Origin of the sequence: Pseudomonas sp. SBT1-2 (assembly GCF_028640875.1) — a bacterium.
Taxonomy (GTDB): Bacteria; Pseudomonadota; Gammaproteobacteria; order Pseudomonadales; family Pseudomonadaceae; genus Aquipseudomonas; species Aquipseudomonas chlororaphis_I.
In genome coordinates, this window is sequence record NZ_JAQZAA010000098.1 from 1 (window position 1) to 19696 (window position 19696).

The window sequence follows — 19696 nt, forward strand, 5'->3', positions numbered from 1 at the left end:
GCGGTCGATCTCGGTGCCGCGGTGATCCGCCAGCTGCTGGCCCAGACCGGCCTGGACGGCGCCCAGGTCGATGAAGTGATCATGGGCCAGGTGCTCACCGCCGGCGCCGGGCAGAACCCCGCGCGCCAGGCCGCGATCAAGGCCGGCCTGCCCCACGCCGTGCCGGCGCTGACCCTGAACAAGGTCTGCGGCTCCGGCCTCAAGGCCCTGCACCTGGGCGCCCAGGCGATCCGCTGCGGCGACGCCGAGGTGATCATCGCCGGCGGCCAGGAGAACATGAGCCTGGCCAACTACGTGTTGCCCGGCGCCCGCACCGGCCTGCGCATGGGCCATAGCCAGATCGTCGACAGCATGATCAGCGACGGCCTGTGGGACGCCTTCAACGACTACCACATGGGCATCACCGCCGAGAACCTGGTGGACAAATACGGCATCAGCCGCGAAGCCCAGGACGCCTTTGCCGCCGCCTCGCAGCAGAAGGCCGTGGCCGCCATCGAAGGCGGGCGCTTTGTCGATGAGATCACCCCGATCCTGATTCCCCAGCGCAAGGGCGACCCCGTGGCCTTCGCCACCGACGAGCAGCCGCGCGCCGGCACCACCGCCGAATCCCTGGGCAAGCTCAAACCGGCCTTCAAGAAGGACGGCACGGTCACCGCCGGCAACGCTTCGTCGCTGAACGACGGCGCCGCCGCGGTGATCCTGATGAGCGCCGCCAAGGCCAAGGCCCTGGGCCTGCCGGTGCTGGCGAAGATCGCCGCCTACGCCAACGCGGGCGTCGACCCGGCGATCATGGGCATCGGCCCGGTGTCGGCCACCCGCCGCTGCCTGGACAAGGCCGGCTGGTCCCTGGAGCAACTGGACCTGATCGAAGCCAACGAAGCCTTCGCCGCGCAGTCGCTGTCGGTGGGCAAGGAACTGGGTTGGGACGCGAGCAAGGTCAACGTCAACGGCGGCGCCATCGCCCTCGGCCACCCGATCGGCGCCTCGGGCTGCCGGGTGCTGGTGACCCTGCTGCACGAAATGCTCAAGCGCGATGCCAGGAAAGGCCTGGCCACCCTGTGCATCGGTGGCGGCCAGGGCGTGGCATTGGCCATCGAACGCTAACTTACCGCGCACCACGGCCGGCCCTCGGACCCACGACATCCGGCGGCTGGCCGGCAACACACCCGGCGCACCTCATGGTGCGCCGGGTTCATTCTGCGGCCCGTCCGACGCTGAACAGAGGCCGCTGGCAGCCGCCTATCCGTCAGCTACATTCAACTCATACGGCTGGCGAGCCCCGTTTTCCACGCCTTCCTGCCCACTGACTCACGGCTGAAACAGTCCAGGCCGGTGCGCGGTGCGTTATCTGTCGAAGCCGGAGCACAGCGCTCAAGCATGGGCAGCGCCCGGCATGCCAGCCAGCCCTTCGCCTGCTTCATCGACCCGATAACGAGGAGCGGAACATGCGCCTGACCAGATGCCTGCTCTACACCGGCTTTTACATAGTGCTGGCGGGGCTGGCCAGCCTCCAGGCCACGGCTGGCCCCTCCTTCGATGCGGACAGGAAAGGACTCGAGAAACTCTCGGCCAACGCCGGTGCCGAGCTGCACCGAGGCTTGCAGAAATTCCACGAAATGCTGATGTACCTCGAACTGAAGGACACCCTGCACGCCACCGAGGCCAAGGCAGCGGCCCTGGAACACTTCAGCGAGTCGGTCGTGCTGTTCAAGAAAGTCACTGCAAGCGCCCCCGAGCGCAAGATCCTCTACCAGCCCCGGGATGACAGTGAAAAAGAAGCCATCGCCGCCTTCCAGAACCGCTTGAAAGAGCTGGATATCGCGGAGCCCGACACCGAGAAACAGCTGGCCAACCTGGCCGTCACTGTGCTGACCAAGCATATCCATGTGCTGGAAAAGTCCAGCTTCAAGGCGACCAAGGCCGACTACAGCCCCTTGCGCAAAACCCTGCGTTCACAAGCCCTGCTGCTCGACCTGGGCATCCTGACCTCGATTGTCTGGAGCCTGTCGGCCGACCAGCCCGGCGGGAGCAGCTAGCGCCTTGCCCCGAGAGGCTGTCACTGCGATTTCGGCTTGCCCATCAGCAACAGCAACGACAAAGCGGCAAACCCCGCCCCGGCGTAGAACGTCAGCGCCGCGCCATGGGTCTGCCACAGCCAGCCGGCGATCACGCTGGCCAGCAACAGGGCGATCCCGCTCAGCAGGTTGAACACACCGAAAGCGGTGCCCTTGAGGTCGGCGGGCGTGGTGTCGGCCACCAGGGTGGCGAGGATGCCCTGGCTGAAGCCCATGTGCAGGCCCCACAGGGCGACGCCGAGCAGCACCATCGGCACCGATTCGGCATAGGCCAGCACCAGGTCGGCGAGGATCAGCAACAGCAGGCCGACGCTGAGCAAGGCACTGCGGTTGATGTGGTCCGACCATTTGCCGACCGGATAGGCCGAGACCATGTAGAACCCGGCCATGACCACCATCACCAGTGGCACCCAGGCGGCGGCGAAGCCCAGTTGCTGGGCCCGCAGCACCAGGAACGCCTCGCTGAAGCGGGCCAGGGTGAAGGCCGCGCCGATGGCCACCACCCACCAGTAATACTGGGAAAACCGCCGCAGCGAGGCCAGGCGCAATGGCGAGTGGAAGTGCCGGGTACCGGGGGCGTGCTCGGGTTCGCGGATGGCGAAGATCAGCAGCGCCACCGCCAGCGCCGCAGGGATCACCGCCAGCCACAGGACCTGGGCGATATCGTTGGCCAGCCACAGCATCAGGCCGATGGCCAGGATCGGCCCGACGAACGCCCCCACGGTGTCCAGCGACTGGCGCAGGCCAAAACAGGCGCCGCGAATTTCCGCCGGGGCCACGTCCGCCACCAGGGCATCCCGCGGCGCGCCGCGAATGCCCTTGCCGATACGGTCGAGCAGGCGCGCGCTGAACACCAGTTCCGCCGAAGCCGCCAGGGGGAACAGCGGCTTGGTCAGCGCCGCCAGGCCGTAACCCAGCAACAGCAGTTCCTTGCGCCGACCGATGAAATCGCTGAGGGCCCCGGAAAAGACTTTCACGATCAGCGCCGTGGCTTGCGCCACGCCCTCGATGATGCCGACCACCAGCATGCTGATCCCCAGGGTACCGACCATGTACAGCGGCAACAGGCTGTGCACCAGCTCGGACGACACGTCCATGAACAGGCTGACGACCCCCAGCGCCCAGACCGTGCGCGGAATGCCGCGGCTCAAATGCTTCCCGGATTCGCTCGTTACAGGTCCCGCCATGACAGACATCCCCCAGGGTTTACCAAGAATCCGGTTGCTCCAAGCCTAGGCCGACAACGGCGGCAATGCCTGTCATGGCTCCCGTTGCAATCGACGCTCGAGGGCCGCGGCCAGGGCCGACGCCTCCTGTTTCAAGGAGGCGCAGAAGGCCTCGACGAAAATCGACGACGGTCGGTAATCCGGGCGGATCAGCATCACCCGGTACGGCACCGACAACTGCAGCGGCCGGATCGCCAGGCCCCTGCCCGCCTCCTCCATGGCGCTCAGCGGGTTGATGATCGCCACCCCCAGTTGCTGGCGGACCATGGCGCAAACCGAGGCGGCGTTGGTGGTTTCGATCACCACCCGGCGGTCGACGCCGGCCTGGCGAAAGTGCTCGTCGAGGGTCTGACGATAGATGTCCAGGCCTGACAGGTTGATGAAATCCACCCCGCGAAAGTCTTCGCTGTGCAGCAGCGGCTTGGCCAGCAACGGATGCCCTTCCGGCAGGATGCACACCATGTCGGCGCAGAACAGCAGCTCGCCCTGGGTGCCCCGCGGCAGGTGCTCGCTTTCGGTCAGGCCCAGGTCGTGGCGCTGGGCGCTGAGGGACTCTTCGAGCAAGGGCGACTCCTGGGCGGTGATGCTCAGGCCGATGCCGGCGTGGCGCTGCTGGAAGTGCTTGCACACCCGCGGCAGCAGGGTCTGGGAGAACAGCGGCAGGCAGGTCAGGCTCAACTGGCCGTGCTCGAAGCGGCGGATCGACTGCGCCACGCTGTTGATCCGTTCCAGGCCGACATAGGCCCGTTCCACCTCCTCCAGCAACAGCATGGCCTGGGCGGTCGGCAGCAGGCGGCCGCCCTCGCGGTCGAACAGGCTCAGCCCGGACAGGCTCTCCAGCCGCGCCAGTTCGCGGCTGACCGTGGGTTGCGAGGTGAACAGCAGGCGCGCCGCGCCAGTGACGCTGCCGGCCTGCATGATGGCGCGGAACACCTCGATATGGCGCAGGGAAATGTCCACCGCTTGCTCCTTGGTTTGAGAGGTTGATTCATTCAACCCATATCAAAACTGAATCGATATACAAAGAATAGATATTTTATTGAATACACCACCCTCGGCATCATGCAGGCCTCTTTCCTCGCCACAGACGATTGCCATGGCCATTCCCTTTTCCCCCGAGCAACTGACCGCCGCCGCCCGCCAGTACGGCACCCCGTTGTGGTGCTACGACGCGCGGACCATCAAGGTGCGCATCCAGCAACTGAAGGCCTTCGACGTGGTGCGTTACGCGCAGAAAGCCTGCTCCAACCTGCAGGTGCTGCGCCTGATCCGCGAGGCCGGGGTGCGGGTGGACGCGGTGTCCCTGGGGGAAATCGAGCGGGCGCTGCTGGCCGGGTTCAGCCCGGAAGGCGACCCGGCCGGCATCGTCTTCACCTGCGACCTGTTCGACACCGCCACCCTGCAACGGGTGGTGGAGCTGAACATCGAGGTCAATGCCGGTTCCATCGACATGCTGCGCCAGCTCGGCGAGAAATCCCCGGGCCACCGCGTGTGGCTGCGGATCAACCCGGGCTTCGGCCACGGCCACAGCCGCAAGACCAACACCGGCGGCGAAAACAGCAAGCACGGCATCTGGCACGAACAGGTCGACCAAGCCCTCGCGGTGATCCGCCAGTACGGCCTGAAACTGGTGGGCCTGCACATGCACATCGGTTCCGGCGTGGACTACGGGCATCTGGAGCAGGTCGGCGCGGCCATGGTGGCGACGGTCAAGTCCCTGGACCACGACATCGAGGCCTTCTCCATCGGCGGCGGCCTGTCCACTCCGTACCGCGCCGGCGACGAGCCGGTGGACGTGCGCCGCTATGCCAACGCCTGGCGCCAGGCCCGCGAGGAAATCGAAGCCTGGCTTGGCCACGGCGTGCGCATGGAAATCGAACCCGGGCGTTTCCTGGTGGCCGAGGCCGGCTGCCTGGTCAGCGAAGTGCGGGTGGTGAAAGACGCCGGCAATCATCACTTCGTGCTGGCCGACACCGGCTTCAACGACCTGATGCGCCCGGCCATGTACGGCGCCTATCACGCCATGAGCCTGATCGACGCCAATGGCCAGTCGGTCCAGCGCGAACTGCGGCCCACCGTGGTCGGCGGCCCGCTGTGCGAGTCCGGCGATATTTTCACCCAGGACGACGAAAGCCTGACCCCGCAGTTGCTGCCCCAGGCCCGGGTCGGTGACCTGCTGGTGATCCACGACACCGGCGCCTACGGCGCCAGCATGTCCTCCAACTACAACAGCCGGCCGCTGCTGCCGGAGGTGCTGTTCGAGGACGGCCAGGTAAAACTGATCCGCCGCCGCCAGCCGCTGGCGGATCTGCTGGAACTGGAAATGGGGTTGTAAGTCCGCTTTTTTTGCGGCGACACCACTGACGCTATCGCGGGCAAGCTCCGCTCCTACAGAAGCTCACGGTCTTCTTCTGTAGGAGCGAGGCTTGCCCGCGATGCCTTTCAGCTGTCCTGAGGCGTCATGTACAGGCTGAAATTCTCGATGTAGTCGGTGAGGTTCTCTTCCATCATCAGGCGGAATTCCTCGACGAAATAATCCACCGCCTGCTGCTTGGCCGCCGCCAGTTCTTCGGCGTTACGGCAACCGCAGGCGCTGACCCAGGCGGCAAACCGCGAGTTGGCGTACATCAGCGAGGCACTGGCCTTGCCGCGGCTGCTGTCGCTGATATGGGTGTTCGCCAGTTCGATGATGGCATCGGCGCGGTTGTAGAAGTCCTGATCCGGTTCGTTGGCCAAGGGGCGTTCCTCTTGAGTAATAGGCGGTGAGTAGTAGGCATAAAGAAAGCCGGCGAGTATAAGAGCCTCGCGCTCAACCATCGACGGCTTTTGCTGCCTCGCGCCCTGCCGTATTCAGTCCGGCCAGTGCCGCTCCAGCACCTGCGCCACCTGCGGATGGCGGTCGATGCGCTCCAGCAGATCGCAACACTCGGGGCGTTCGCGCCGCAGATGCTCGCGCGTGCCGCACCAGCGCGACACCACCGCCGCCTGGACATCCAGGGCCGCCAGGGGTGAACCGCTGGCGTACAGCTGTGTGGCGAACTGATCGGCGAACACCTCCCAGTTGCGGTGCAGGCGCTCCCGGGCCGCATCCCGCACCCGTTCCTTCAGCGCGTCATCGGCGCCCTGCAGCCAGCGCTCCGGGTAATCGATCACGCTGATCGCCGAGTAACAATTGACGGCGATAAACACCAGGCCGCGAATCGCCTGCGCCCGGGCGCTCTCATCCTCGGGCAGCAGCGCCGAGCGCGGATAACGCAAGCCCAGCTCGATCAGGATCGCCGCGCTCTCGGTGAGGACACTTCCGTCCGGCAGTTGCAGGGTCGGGACCTGTTTCAGCGGGTTGAGCCGCGCCAGCTCGTCGGCCCCGGGCGACGGCGCCCAGGACGAGGCTTCGACGATGCGGTACGGCTCCTGGCAACACTCCAGGGCGATCTCGACGATGGCCGAGCCGGAGCCTTGTGTCCCATAAAGTTGATACATGACCATCCCCTCGCTTGACTGGGCCTTACATCTGACGGGTTGCTTGCGCGGGTTGTTCACTCCAGTGCCGGAAGTCCGCGAGACGGTAGTCCGGATGCTGATTGATAGCCTCGGCCGGCACGCGCAGCACGCTTCCACGGTAGCTCAAAAGGTAAAGGCTCAGCGGCTCGGGAACCCGCATGCATCGCACCAGGAAATGGATCAAGCGGTTAAGCAGCCCGAAGCGCTCGATCTCCAGCCGCATCCCGGCCTTGACCTGCAAGAACTTGCCGCAAGCGGAGAACCGGGTCTGGTGAGGGACAAGCTCAATGATGCAGGGGGAGAACCTCGACGCGCAGCCCCCCGTGGGTGCTCGCCGAACAGTCGATACGCACCGGCAAAAATGCCTCGATCACCCGGATATTGCTTTGCAGGTGCTCGCTCATGCGTGGGGTGGTGAAGCTCCCGCCGCCGGCCAGGGCCATGGGCAGCAGCAGTTGATCGGCCAGGTGCTCGGCCACCGCTGCGCCGGAGTCCAGCCAGTCGCGGGCCTGGTCGATGGCCCGATCGGCCACGCTTTCGGCCCGCAGGCTGCTCTGGCCAAACCCGCTGAACAGCTCGGTCAGGTGTTCGCAGACGAACTCCAGCAACAGCACGTTGCCCGGGCCGCATTGCTCATCCAGCCGCACCGGGCTCAGGTGTTCCCGAGGCAGCTCCAGGCGAGTACCAACCCGGCGCAATTCGCGTTCCGCCACATGTTCCGGCAGGCCGGCACTCAAGGCCCAGGCCCGACGCCCGAGCAGTTCGCCCCGCTGTTCCAGGTACAGGGGTTGCAGGGTCGAGGGCTGGATAAAGGCCTCCAGCTCGCCACCGCCGGCGGGAACGAAGCCATGGCGCAACAGCTGCAACTCCACCTGCCCGCCCATGCGCCGCAGTTGCGGCAGCCAGGCCTGCTGGAGGAAATCCACCGGCGGCGCCAGCGGGTTGTGGGTGCCGCCGCTGATGCTCACGCGGCTCGGCGCCGGGGCCTGCAACAGGGCTGGCAGCAGGGTCTGCAACACCAGGGTGCAGCTGCCGGCGGTGCCGATGGCGAAGCGGTAGTCGCCGCCGCGAATCGGCCCCGGCTCGAAGGTCAGCGCCCGGGAGCCCAGCTCGGCGCCCGAGACCCTGGCCGCGCAGACCTGCGCCGCCGCCAGCACCGCGGTCAGGTGTTGGCGCAGCAGCCCCGGGCGAGCGCGCCGGGCCCGTATGTTGTGGATACGCAGGGTCTTGCCGGTGAGCATCGACAGGCTCAGGGCACTGCGCAGGACCTGGCCGCCGCCGATGGCGCCGTCCAGTTCGATGACATCCTGTTTCATTACATTCCTCAGGCATAACGCCGGACGCTGTCTCGCAAGTAGGCGTCCAGCAAAGCATTGTCTTGATGGGTGCGCGCCAGCTTGGGCACCGGGCGTTCCAGTTCGGCGGCGATAAAGGCGTGCAACGCCGGGCGCCTGGGCCCGTAAGCGGCCTCGTCGGCGCTGCGCTTCAAGGCCAGCAACTCATCCACCTCGTCCAGCAGTGGCCGATGGTCGACGGTGCTCAGCAGGTCGGCGAAGGTCATCGGCGGGCGGCCGCGCCCCTGATCGATCCAGCGCACCGCCAGCAACGGCCGGAGCACGTAGAAGTACTTCTTGAACCGCACGCTGTCGCCTTGCAGGTAACCGCGAAAGTTCTTCCTGGCCATCGACAGGTAGTGATGACGGGCCGCCGGCGGGCTGTAGAAGGCCTCCGCCAGCTCGCGCAGGCGCGCGGTTGCCGCCGGCTCGCTGCGATACACCAGGGGCGAATCCAGCCACTCCAGCAGGGTCGGGTTGGACTTGCGCAGCAACCCCAAGGTCTTGCGCAGTTCCCAGCCGCTGATGTCCAGTTCGTCGTCCAGCGGCCGCTCGATCACGTCCCGCCCGGCGTCCACCTGGATGAACCACTCGGGCTTTTCCACATAGACAAAACGCACATCGTAATCACTGTCGGTGGAGGCAAAGCCCCAGGCCCGACTGCCCGATTCGCAGGCATACAGCACCCGCACATTGCGCTCGCGCTCGATCCGCGCCAGCTCATCCAGTACCCGTTCGCGCATGGCGCTGCTCAGCGGGTGACGTTCATGAAGTTCCATGGTTCCTTGTCCTGTTCAATCGACGATCGCCAGCCGCTTCTCGCGCTGGCCTGATCGCCCTCTTCGTTCACAACAGGCGCTTGAGCGATCCCCGAGGCACGTCGCCGGCCTCCTCCATCGCCTGTAACCGCTGCGCCAGTGCTTCTCGCAGCGGCTTGGGGGTTACCGGGTCGAACATCGCGTAGCGGCTATCGCACCAGCGGGCCAGGGCCTCGCGCCAATAAGCGGCTTCGCTGCCCGCCTGGTCCAGGCGATGCAGCAGGTATTGCAACTGGCGCCAGCCTGGCTTGAGCCCCAGCAAGGCCCAGCGCCGCGCCTTGGGCAGGTCATGCCAATGCTGGTCCAGACGCTGCTCCAGAGCCTCCTCGAACGCCGCCCAGGGCTGCTCGCGCAGCAGGCCGAGGGCGCAGTCGAAGACCTTGTCCGACGGATCGTCCAGGGCCGCCAGCTGCTGGGCCAGGCCACGCTCGCCGAGGGTTCGCAGGGCCAGCAGGCGCACGGTCAGCGCCTTGGAGGCGAGGGCCTGGTGCAGCATGGCGTCGGCCCGTGGCTCCTGCAGCTCCCTGGCCAGCCCCAGCAGGCCCAGCCACTGGCGCTTGTTGCCCGGAGCCGGCTGCTGCAACCGGGCCAGCAGCACTTGCTGCGGGTCCAGCCCATGGCGTGGCGCGGCCCAATGGGCCAGGCAACGCAAGGCCCCCGAAGGGTCGAGCAGGGCCTGCGCCAGGTACCCGCGACAATCGGCCAAGCGTGACAACAGCAGCCGCAAGGCCTTGACCCGCACACTGGCGCCACAGCTGCGCATCACCTCTTCCAGCAAAGGCAGCGCCTGCTCGTCGGGCAGTTCGGCGCAGGCATCCACCGCCATCTGCCGCACGCTGACCTCGGCGTGGCGCAACGCCATGGCCAGCAGCGCCGGCCGGTCCTCGACGCCCTTGAGCAACAGCTCGAAGACAAAGCGCGCGGCCTTGCCCCGGCAATCGCCAAAGGCCCCTTGCACTTCGTCGCGCACCTGGGCCAGTTGCAATACCGCAGTGGCCCGCTCCAGGGTCGCGCCGTGGTCGGCCCGCTGCTTGCTGGCAAGGGCCAGCAACGGTGCCAGGGTCTGCAACAGCAGCCCGGCGTGCTCCGGCGCCCAATACGCCTCGACTGCCGCGGCCGCTTCCTGGCGAACCTGGGGCACCCAATCGTTGAGGCGTTCCAGCAGCGCCGCCAAGGCCTCGGCCGATGGCCGCGCGGACAATCCGCGCACCGCCGCCTGGCGCACGAACCCGTTGCCGAAGCGGCTCAGTTCCAGCCAGGCGCTGTGCCTGTCCAGGGTGTCCATCACCTCCCGCACGCGGCGGGCTTCGTAGTCGCTCATCTGGTCATGCCAGCTGGACGGCACCTGTACCACTGCTTCCCTGTCGTGCATTTCTCTACCCCTTGACGCACACCACCTGACGCAGGGTGTGCAGCACTTCCACCAGCTCGCGCTGGGCGTGCATGACTTGGTCGATGTCCTTGTAGGCCATCGGGATTTCATCGATCACCGCGGTGTCCTTGCGGCACTCCACATGGGCGGTGGCGCGGATCTGGTCGGCCAGGGTGAAGGTGTTCTTGGCCTTGGTGCGGCTCATGGTGCGCCCGGCACCGTGGCTGCAGGAGCAGAACGCCTCCTCGTTGCCCAGCCCGCGAACGATGAAGCTCTTGGCGCCCATCGATCCGGGGATGATCCCCAGCTCGCCCTTCTGCGCCGACACCGCGCCCTTGCGGGTCACCAGCACCTCTTCACCGAAGTGGCGCTCCTTCTGCACGTAGTTGTGGTGGCAGTTCACCGCCTCCAGCGCCACCTCGAAAGGCTTGCGGATCACCTGGCGGGTGGCCTGGATCACCAACTGCATCATCAATTCACGGTTATGCCGGGCAAAGTCCTGGGCCCAGGCCACGGCCTCGACGTAATCGTCGAAGTGCCGGCTGCCTTCCTCGAAGTAGGCCAGATCGCGGTCCGGCAGGTTGGCGATGTGCTGGCGCATGTCCGCCTGGGCCAGGTGGATGAACAGGTTGCCGATGGCGTTACCCACGCCACGGGAACCGCTGTGGAGCATGAACCAGACCCGGTTGGCTTCATCCAGGCAGACCTCGATGAAGTGGTTGCCGCCGCCGAGGGTACCCAGGTGCTGGCGGTTGTTGCTGTTGGCCAGCGCCGGGTACTTGTCGGTGATCGCCTTGAAGCGTGGCTGCAAGGCCGCCCAGGCGTGGTCGGCCTGGCGCGGCACGTCGCCCCATGCGCCCTTGTCGCGACCGCTGCGCGGCGAAGTACGACCGTGGGGCACCGCCTGCTCGATGGCGCTGCGCAAACCGTGCAGGTTATCCGGCAGGTCGGCAGCGGTCAGCGAAGTACGGGCGGCGATCATGCCGCAGCCGATATCCACCCCGACCGCCGCCGGGATGATCGCACCCACGGTGGGGATCACGCTGCCAATGGTCGAGCCCTTGCCCAGGTGCACATCCGGCATTACCGCCAGGTGCTTGAAGATGAACGGCATCTTCGCGGTGTTCATCAGCTGCTGGCGGGCTTCGTTTTCCACCGGCACGCCCTCGGTCCACATCTTGATCGGCTTGCCGTTGGCGACTTCCAGCAGTTGGTAGGTCTTGTGTTCCATGTTCCTGACTCTTTTTTCTGTGGTCGAAAATCCGACCTTGTTCGGTGGCCGGTGGTCCGGCATAAACGGCGACCAGTAAAGGTGAAACATGCAGCGCGCTCTGCCACTGAGCTAGCCCCTTGCGGTTGGCGGGAATCGAACCCGCGACCACGCTGTCCTGTAGTTCCACCGGCATTCGCCGGGTCAATCGGTGCAGGCCGGGCCTGCGGACAGCGACAAGAGAACAGGCACATCGCTCTACCGACTGAGCTACAGCCTTGCGGCTGGCGGGACTCGAACCCGCGACACCTTGTAGTACCTGTGGCATTCGCTGCCATCCCGCTCGGGCGGGAGAAAAACCTGCGACGACAAGGGTCGATGAAACCGTGCACTCGTGTTCTGACCGTTGAACTACGGCGCCTTTCCAGGCACCGGCGGGACTCGAACCCGCATCACGAATCTGGGATGTAGTTCCATCAGCATTCGTCGCTGAAACTGCAAAAAAGGTGGCACGACAAAAGAAGTGACTGATAGCCGGAATCGAACCGGCATAACCATGATGTACAGCCACTGGCATTCGTGCCTTCACAGGCCCTGACTAAATCTGCTGGGACATCTTTGGATGTAGTCACAGCGGCATTCCGGGCCAATGAACAAAAAATCTTCGGCGTGCGCCGGGTGAGCGGCGCACGGTTTATCTCATGTCTTGCCGATCAGGGCGCCATCGCCTCGATCGCCTCGACCCAGTGCTGCGCACCGTAGTTGCCCGCGGTGAACTGCTGGATCACATCGAACACCGCGTCACTGAAGCCGCCGACGTTGAGGATGTCCTCGCGGTCCGGCGCCTGGGTGGTGGCCCCGGGCTGCATATCGATGCACACCAGCCGCGCCTGCGGGTTGATGGCCTTGATCCGCTCCCACTGGCGCAGGGTTTCAGTCGCTCCATGGCGCCGCGCATCGATCCACGACTCGTTGTCCGAGACCAGGATCAGGGTGTCCACCTTGCACTTGGCGTTGGCCAGTTGTGCCAGGGGCGCCGAGCAGTTGGTCCCGCCACCGCCGATGGCCGCCAGTTTCTGCGCATTGCTCATCACGCTGTCCCGCGGGTTGAGGCGAATATCCACCACCCCGACCTCGAACGGCATGACCCGCGCCGCCGGCTGCTTGCGCAACACCGCTGCCGCCACCAGCGCCGCCACATCGATGCAGCGCACCGCCGTGGTGGCGCCCTGGCGATAACCGGTGACCGGGCTGTGCATCGACCCCGAGACATCCGGGCACACCACCACCGCGCCTTGCAGCGCCGGCACGTTGGCCAGCGACAGCTCCAGGGCATCCTGCAACGCCTCGCGCACCGGCTGCGGCACCTCGTCCCCGGCCATGCGGTAGGCCGCCAGCAATTGGTACGGGTAGACCCGGGCCTTGGCCACTTCGGCGGCATCCGCCAGCCGCGCCGCCACATACTCGGTGCAACCCGGCACCTGGAACGCGCCATGGCGGGCCAGGGTATTGAGGTTCATGCGCAGCCCCTGCCAGCCCATATTGTGCGCCTGTTCGGCCCATTGCTCGCGGCTCAGGGTTTCGTTGCCGAGCAACTGGAACGGCACCTGCGGCACCGCCGTGGTCGCACCGCTGCGAAACGCCAGCAAGGCGCGGGTCAGCTCAGGCAGCGCCTGCGCATCCACCGGCTTGCCGATCAACCAGGCGAAGAAGGCTGCGCGCCAGGCCTCGCTTGGCTTGGGGTGAACCATCTTGACCACGTCCGCCAGCGACGGCTGGTTACCCACCGAGGCCTGCAACAGCTGGCGTTCGCTGGCGCTGTTCAACCAGTTCTGCACCAGGCGCTTGGGCTGCGACCCCAGGGATCTGCGCCCGGTCGCCCCACTGCGCAGGATCTGCACGAAGTTGCGCAGCATCTTGCCGTTGTCCACCACCTGGGCAAACAGCTCCGGCACCAGGGCCGAGCGTTGCGCGGTCAACGCCGCCAGCAGCAAGGCCGGCATGTCTTTCATATGACCCTGCTGCCGAGCGTAACGCGCGGCCTGGGCGACGAAACGGCTGTCGACTTCGCTCACCAGCTGCAGCACCGCTTCCAGCTGACCTTCAGGCGAGGTGTAGAAGGTCGAGTTCAGGCAACCGGTCACCGCCAGTTGGGCCAGGCGGTGCTTGGCGTTGTAGGCATAGGCCGGGGCCTGGGCGGCGTTCAGGGTGTTGCTCGCCGGTGCTTTTGCCTGTTGGGTGTTGAACAGCTGGAAGTTGGCCATCTTGGCGTCTCGCTCTGTTGTCTTGTTCGTTGCCAGAGAGATTGCAGCCGCTGTGCCAGTTTTATTTTTTCCTGCGAATATTTTTTTAACTTATTGATTTATAACGGTTTTATTTTTAAATCATTTTTCCTCTGCAAATCTTCGAGACAAAGCTGTCGATAATTTTATATCTTTGTTTATCGCTTTTTATCTTCAGGTATAAACATGTCGGGCAAGCCCACGGTCGCCATAGGTTTTGTCGGTTCCACCCTCGATCGCGTCGGCAAGGGCGCCAACCGCTGGAGCCACTGGCGCCCCAGTGTCGGCCTGTGCCAGCAGCAGGACGTGCTGATCAATCGCCTGGAGCTGATCCATGGTGTCGACGCCCGGGACGTCAGCCTGGCCGAGCGGGTGGCCAACGACATTCGCCAGGTGTCGCCCGAAACCGAGGTGCGCCTGCACCCCATGGGCCTGAAGAACCCCTGGGATTTCGAAGAGGTGTACGGCGCCCTGCACGACTTCACCAGCGCCTACCCGTTCGACACCGAGCGCGAGGACTACCTGGTGCACATCACCACCGGGACCCACGTGGCGCAGATCTGCTGGTTCCTGCTGACCGAGGCGCGCTACCTGCCGGCGCGGCTGATCCAGACCTCCCCGGCGCGGCGCCGCGACCCGGAGCAGCACGCCACCGGCACCCATGCCCTGATCGACCTCGACCTGTCGCGCTACGACCGCATCGCCTCGCGCTTCGCCGGCAAGCGCCTGGAGGGCCTGGCCTTCCTCAAGTCCGGGATCGCCACCCGCAACGCCGCGTTCAACCGCTCCATCGAACAGATCGAACGTGTCGCTGTGCGCTCCAGGGCGCCGATGCTGCTGATCGGCCCCACCGGTGCCGGCAAGTCGTTCCTGGCCCGGCGCATCTATGAGCTCAAGCGCGGCCGGCATCAGGTCCAGGGACGTTTTGTCGAGGTCAACTGCGCCACCCTGCGCGGCGACGGCGCCATGTCGGCGCTGTTCGGGCATATCAAAGGCGCCTTCACCGGCGCCCAGAACGCCCGCGACGGCCTGCTGCGGGCGGCGGATGGCGGCATGCTGTTTCTCGACGAGATTGGCGAGCTGGGGCTCGACGAACAGGCGATGCTGCTCAAGGCCATCGAGGAAAAACGCTTCTTCCCCATGGGCTCGGACAAGGAAGTGGACAGCGACTTCCTGATCATCGCCGGTACCCACCGCGACCTGCGCGGCCGGGTCGCCCAGGGCCTGTTCCGCGAGGACCTGTATGCGCGGATCAACCTCTGGACCTTCAACCTGCCGGGGCTGGCCGGGCGGCGCGAGGACATCGAGCCGAACATCGATTTCGAACTGGAACGCCACGCCCGGGAACAAGGGCGCCTGGTGCGCTTCAACCTCGAGGCGCGGCGGCGCTACCTGGCGTTTGCCAGCTCCAGCGAGGCGGCGTGGCTGGGCAACTTCCGCGAGCTGTCGGCGTCCATCACCCGCATGGCTACCCTGGCCGACAGCGGGCGCATCGACGAAGCCCAGGCCGAGGAAGAAATCGAGCGGCTACGTTATGCCTGGGGCTTGAGCCAGGCGCAGGATCCGTTGGCCACCCTGCTGGGCGACACAGCCGAACTCGACCTGTTCGACCGCTTGCAATTGCAGGCAGTGCTTGAGGTCTGCCGCCAGGCCGACAGCCTGTCCGATGCCGGACGCAAGCTGTTTGGCGTGTCCCGCCAGACCAAGGCCCAGCCCAATGACGCCGACCGCCTGCGCAAGTACCTGGCGCGCTTCGGCCTGGAGTGGAAGCAGATGGTTGCACCAGCGGACTAAGAAGGGTTGCCTGCGAGCGCTGCGCGCTTGATCGCAGCCTGCGGCAGCGGCTACACAAGCCCACGGCCCCGCCCGCCAACGGCACAGATCGCTTCCCCGGTAGCCGCTGGCGAAGCCTGCGATCAAGCGCGCAGCGCTCGCAAAAGCGCCCCCCACACTTGACCGGCCCTCAGCCACCCGGCACCGCGAACACCGCGTTGGCCCTGGCCACCACCCGCTCGCCAACCTGCAGGGTGACGGTGGCAAAGGCCATCTGCCGGCCGCGCTTGGAGTGCTCCAGGCGCACGTCGATCCACTCGCCGACCTGCACCGCACCGAGGTAGTCCAGGTGCATGCTGGCGGTGATCAGCGGCAGCGGTGGGTCACTGGCAAAGGCCATGGCGTAGCCCATGCCGATATCGGCCAGGGTGGCGAGGATGCCGCCGTGCACGCTGCCACGCCCGTTGGCGTGACAGCTGTCGGCGCGCAGGCCGATCTCCAGTTGCAGGCCACTGCCACGGCAATACACCGGGCCGATCAGCTCCAGCAACGGGCTGCTGCGGGACAAGGGGGCATAACCTTCGGGTAACTCGGGCGTGCTCATGGCGGGTCTCCGTTGCCGATGGTGATGACCGGGGTGCGGGTCATCGGTCCCCGAGGTGTACCCCGAAGCAGCACCCGCGCCCAGCCGTATCCATCCGGCAAATCCCTGGCGATAAGCCGCGGCGACACCACATCCTCGCCCCTCATGAGGCAATCGACGATAAGATACGCAGCCGTCCCGCCAGCCCCGGGCACGATCATTTATTTCAAGGAGCGACCATGCACCCTCAGGACGACACCCCCACCCCGCTGCGCAGCCTCGCTGTGCTGCTGCTCAGCACCCTGCTGGCCGCCTGTTCCCCCAGCGATCGTTCGTCCTCGGTGGCGGTCGTCGGCGCCCAGGGCAAGGCCGGCGCGCAACTGGCCTACGAACATGAGCTGAGCCTGTCGCTGCCCTCGGCGCAGATCGCGCCGCGCCTGGCCGCCACCCGCGAAGCCTGCGAAAACGCCAAGTTCGGCGCCTGCAATATCCTGCGCCTGCAACAAGGCCAGTATCACGCCCAGGTGATCCTGCGCATCGTGCCCGACGGCGTCGAACCGATAGTCGCGCTGGCCGCCCAGGGCGCCGAAATCGGCGAACGCATCACCAGCGCCGAAGACCTGGCCGACGCCGTGGCCGACGTGCAGCGCCAGCAGGAGCGGCTCAAGGCCCAGCAGCAACGCCTCGACCAGCTGGCGGTGCGCAAGGACATCACCGTCAGCGACCTGATCGCCCTGAGCAAGGAACAGGCGAGCATCGAGAACGACCTGCAAGCCCTGGCCCAGGCCGCCGCCGGGCACCAGCGGCGGCTCGACACCAACCGCCTGACCCTGGACTTCGTGCCCACCGACAGCAGCCAGCGCGGCTCGACCCTGCAACAGGCCTTCGACAACCTGCTGGACAACCTCGCCTACGGCACCGCCGAAGCCCTGGAGAAAGGCAGCTACGTGCTGCCGTTCCTGATCCTGGCCTTCCCGCTGGTGATGATCTGGGTCTGGCTGTGGCGCCGGTTCGTACGCCGTCGTTGAGTCGCAGCACTCTGCAAAACCCGAGAAGCCCGGCCTGATGTGCCGGGCTTTTTCATGGGCACGATGAGCCTCGCCTCATTAGCATCCGCTGCCCACCTCCAGGCCACGCCGAACAAGGCCTGGCAAGCACTGACGAAGAAAACTGCACGAACGTACCTGAAACTGGCACGTTTTTCCCATGCACCTGCTGCTTGCGAATCGACCCACCAGAAGAGCCGCATCGACGGTGCCTACCCGCACCAATAGCAATCATCGGACGCTATCCGCGTCCCTATAAAGTGCAGACGGCGAGCCAAAAGCTCGTTGAGCTGAGACTGGCGATAAGGAAGTCTCATGTGCGATGTGCAGTCATGTTCACCGGCGTTTTCCGCTATTGGCTCCACCGTTTCGCCCCTGGCTCCGCCTCGTCCGGCAGCCCTGCCCGGACCGGCCCTCGCGCCCTGCGCGTCATCAGCGGTCGACCTTGCGCACGCTACCCGGCACTGCCTGGGCCAGCGTCTGGTAATGCCCCCCACTCCAGTCGACAGGACAACTTCCAGGCTGGCGATCGCGACCGTTTTAACGCCGACCCTGTCCCGCTACCGATATCCAAGCCAGTCTTCCCGGGTACTGTCCACTGTATCCCGACACACGCATTCGCCCCCTGCCCGGTCTCGCCACTGTTCAAGTAGCGTCGACGGAAGAAGCCTCGACAAGATCGGTCGTCGACTGTTTCTAAACCACTAAGCAGCCACTTTACTTTGCACTCGGTGACATTTCACCGAGCGAAAGTCGTGTTCCCATCGTTGCGTATTCGACAATAAACAAACGCTCCAAGGCACGTTAAAAGTGGACGGTCAAAGCATTGTCAGACAATAAGGCAATTCAACATCAACGCATCGGTCATTTGATAATGAGCAGAGCACTATTTACAGATACTCAATGTACGTACCGGTTAATTATTTATACCTCAACAGGCTAATAAAACGTCCGCCACCGCCCAGTTCCAGGGCGGGCTGGCGAGCGCGCCATAGAGACTCAAGATGCCCACGAAGCGGGCCACTAAAGGCTGCAGAAGCGCTACACAGAGCCCAGAGAACAACAAGATCAAGGACCTCCAGACAATGACCAACTAGTCACTGTTTATTTGCACCAAATCAATTCGCCAGACACTTTTTAGTGCGTTGGCCACGGCATTGATCATCCCTGTTTCCGGCTGAAAATCGGATAACCCAGGGCAGGCAGGCTCGCCCCCATAAAATATTAAAGGTCAACTTTTCGAAGTGCCGAATCTATGTTGTCGCGCCCGTTTTTCTCACAAATTTATATAAATGCGACATGCACTACGGGCCGTCGCCAATTGCATAACAAGCGACACAATCTGGCATAGCGGTTGCTATATGTAACGAGTACGAGACAGGTGCACTACAAACACCGACTCATCCCATAACAATGTTCCAGGGAGTGGTAATGAACAATCTAAGCCGAAGGCGTTAAGCCACTCGTTTGTACAAGGCCGTTCAACTGGATAGCTCAACTATCGGCTTTTGCTCACCCTTGAAAAAGTTAAACCCGACTTTCGAACATTCCAGCCAATGTTCGAACGGTGCCTTATTGCCCTTCATCCGACCGAGGGAGCTTTAATGAACGATGCGGTAAAGAACAGAACCCTGCCGAGGCCCTTGGGCGATGAAGCCGTCGTCCAGGTTGCGCGGGGCCGTCCTTATAAGGGCAATGCATCGAAACCCGGAGGCCTGAGCAAGCGTCAGGTGCTGTTGCTGGTGACGGTCTCGGCCCTGCTCCATGGTGGCGCCTGGTGGTTCTTCCAGCAGACCCGCGCCGCGCCGCTGGAAACGCCCCCAGAAATCCCGGAAATGACCGTCGAGCTGAGCAGCCCGACCCCGCCCGCGCCGCCCACCCCGGAACCCCCGCCGCCTCCGCCGCCGCCCGAACCCGAGCAACCGGTGGAAGACGAAGACGCACTCAAGCCGCCGCCCAAGCCGGTGGAGAAGCCCAAGCCCATCGAAAAGCCCAAACCGGTCGAAAAACCCAAGCCGGTGAAAAAGCCCGAACCACCGAAAACGCCGGCGCCACCCGCCCCCGCGCCACCGGCCGCGCCCGCAGCGCCCAGCCAGCCGGCCGCCGCTCCGGCGCCTGCCGCGGCCCCCGGGCCGGTCAAGGAATCGGCGGCGGTTTCCGGCCTGGCCAGCCTCGGCAACCCGCCGCCGGAATACCCGTCCCTGGCCCTGCGCCGCAACTGGGAAGGCACGGTGGTGCTGCGCATCAAGGTGCTGCCCAACGGCCGCGCCGGCAGCGTGGAAGTCACCCGTTCCAGCGGCAAGCCGCAACTGGACGAGGCCGCCGTGGCCGCGGTGAAGAACTGGAAATTCATCCCGGCCAAGCGCGGCGACACGCCGATCGAAGGCTTCGCCACCCAGACCATCGATTTCAAATTGCCGCAATGACCGCGGCCTGACCTGAACTCACAACCTGTTTACGCATGCGAGGTGTAGCC

At 65.1% G+C, this 19696-nt stretch carries 17 protein-coding genes and 1 tRNA gene; 6 read left to right on the forward strand and 12 right to left on the reverse strand.

The genetic code is table 11. The features are described 5' to 3' along the window. Together PVZ78_RS21335 and PVZ78_RS21340 are read left to right on the forward strand one after the other, a co-directional pair. A partial coding sequence (locus PVZ78_RS21335; protein WP_273829211.1) for an acetyl-CoA C-acetyltransferase occupies positions 1 to 1104 on the forward strand: 1104 nt, incomplete at its 5' end. 341 nt (positions 1105 to 1445) lie between these two features. After that, a complete protein-coding gene (locus PVZ78_RS21340) occupies positions 1446 to 2036 on the forward strand; it encodes a hypothetical protein (protein WP_101282137.1) in 591 nt (196 codons plus the stop codon). A 20-nt stretch (positions 2037 to 2056) separates the two neighbouring features. Here the strand turns inward: PVZ78_RS21340 and PVZ78_RS21345 are convergent, their stop codons facing one another. Next, a complete protein-coding gene (locus tag PVZ78_RS21345) occupies positions 2057 to 3262 on the reverse strand; it encodes an MFS transporter (RefSeq protein ID WP_273829212.1) in 1206 nt (401 codons plus the stop codon). 72 nt (positions 3263 to 3334) lie between these two features. Beyond that, positions 3335 to 4261 (reverse strand): LysR family transcriptional regulator, encoded by a 927-nt coding sequence (locus tag PVZ78_RS21350; protein ID WP_016703332.1) that lies wholly within the window; start codon positions 4259 to 4261, stop codon positions 3335 to 3337. A gap of 136 nt (positions 4262 to 4397) precedes the next feature. On the opposite strand from PVZ78_RS21350, the gene lysA reads away from it, so the two are divergent. Continuing rightward, positions 4398 to 5636, forward strand: a complete 1239-nt coding sequence (gene lysA / locus PVZ78_RS21355; protein WP_124301325.1) for a diaminopimelate decarboxylase — start codon at positions 4398 to 4400, stop codon at positions 5634 to 5636. A gap of 107 nt (positions 5637 to 5743) precedes the next feature. Here the strand turns inward: lysA and PVZ78_RS21360 are convergent, their stop codons facing one another. The 9 genes from PVZ78_RS21360 to PVZ78_RS21400 all read right to left on the reverse strand — a co-directional run bounded on the left by PVZ78_RS21360 (position 5744) and on the right by PVZ78_RS21400 (position 13800). Next, the gene (locus PVZ78_RS21360; protein WP_009048260.1) at positions 5744 to 6037 is read right to left on the reverse strand and encodes a DUF3144 domain-containing protein; all 294 of its coding nucleotides are present in this window, start codon (positions 6035 to 6037) and stop codon (positions 5744 to 5746) included. Positions 6038 to 6151: 114 nt separating this feature from the next. Continuing rightward, positions 6152 to 6781: a glutathione S-transferase family protein gene (locus PVZ78_RS21365; RefSeq protein WP_273829213.1), complete on the reverse strand. Its 630-nt coding sequence runs from the start codon at positions 6779 to 6781 to the stop codon at positions 6152 to 6154. A gap of 25 nt (positions 6782 to 6806) precedes the next feature. Continuing rightward, positions 6807 to 7043 (reverse strand): hypothetical protein, encoded by a 237-nt coding sequence (locus tag PVZ78_RS21370; RefSeq protein WP_273829214.1) that lies wholly within the window; start codon positions 7041 to 7043, stop codon positions 6807 to 6809. A gap of 43 nt (positions 7044 to 7086) precedes the next feature. Next, positions 7087 to 8118, reverse strand: coding sequence for an RNA 3'-terminal phosphate cyclase (gene rtcA / locus PVZ78_RS21375; RefSeq protein WP_273829215.1), 1032 nt, complete (start codon positions 8116 to 8118; stop codon positions 7087 to 7089). A gap of 8 nt (positions 8119 to 8126) precedes the next feature. Beyond that, positions 8127 to 8915, reverse strand: a complete 789-nt coding sequence (locus tag PVZ78_RS21380; protein ID WP_009048256.1) for a nucleotidyltransferase domain-containing protein — start codon at positions 8913 to 8915, stop codon at positions 8127 to 8129. Between the two features lie 67 nt (positions 8916 to 8982). Further along, positions 8983 to 10326, reverse strand: coding sequence for a PBS lyase (locus PVZ78_RS21385; protein WP_273829216.1), 1344 nt, complete (start codon positions 10324 to 10326; stop codon positions 8983 to 8985). A 4-nt stretch (positions 10327 to 10330) separates the two neighbouring features. Continuing rightward, entirely contained in the window at positions 10331 to 11557 is a 1227-nt protein-coding gene (locus PVZ78_RS21390; RefSeq protein ID WP_038631441.1) for an RtcB family protein, read from the reverse strand. Between the two features lie 123 nt (positions 11558 to 11680). After that, positions 11681 to 11816, reverse strand: a tRNA-OTHER gene (locus PVZ78_RS21395). 433 nt (positions 11817 to 12249) lie between these two features. After that, positions 12250 to 13800, reverse strand: a complete 1551-nt coding sequence (locus tag PVZ78_RS21400; RefSeq protein WP_038631439.1) for an RNA-binding protein — start codon at positions 13798 to 13800, stop codon at positions 12250 to 12252. A gap of 204 nt (positions 13801 to 14004) precedes the next feature. Here PVZ78_RS21400 and rtcR point away from each other — a divergent pair, with 204 nt between their 5' ends. Then, complete coding sequence (gene rtcR / locus PVZ78_RS21405; protein WP_273829217.1) at positions 14005 to 15612, forward strand: RNA repair transcriptional activator RtcR; 1608 nt, start codon at positions 14005 to 14007, stop codon at positions 15610 to 15612. A gap of 169 nt (positions 15613 to 15781) precedes the next feature. On the opposite strand, the gene PVZ78_RS21410 is transcribed toward rtcR, so the two are convergent. Further along, positions 15782 to 16195, reverse strand: a complete 414-nt coding sequence (locus PVZ78_RS21410; protein ID WP_273829218.1) for a PaaI family thioesterase — start codon at positions 16193 to 16195, stop codon at positions 15782 to 15784. 218 nt (positions 16196 to 16413) lie between these two features. Between PVZ78_RS21410 and PVZ78_RS21415 the strand changes: the two genes are divergently transcribed. Together PVZ78_RS21415 and PVZ78_RS21420 are read left to right on the forward strand one after the other, a co-directional pair. Continuing rightward, positions 16414 to 17202: a DUF4349 domain-containing protein gene (locus PVZ78_RS21415; RefSeq protein ID WP_273829219.1), complete on the forward strand. Its 789-nt coding sequence runs from the start codon at positions 16414 to 16416 to the stop codon at positions 17200 to 17202. Positions 17203 to 18824: 1622 nt separating this feature from the next. Then, positions 18825 to 19646 (forward strand): energy transducer TonB, encoded by an 822-nt coding sequence (locus PVZ78_RS21420; protein WP_124313214.1) that lies wholly within the window; start codon positions 18825 to 18827, stop codon positions 19644 to 19646. The last annotated feature ends 50 nt before the right edge of the window (positions 19647 to 19696 follow it).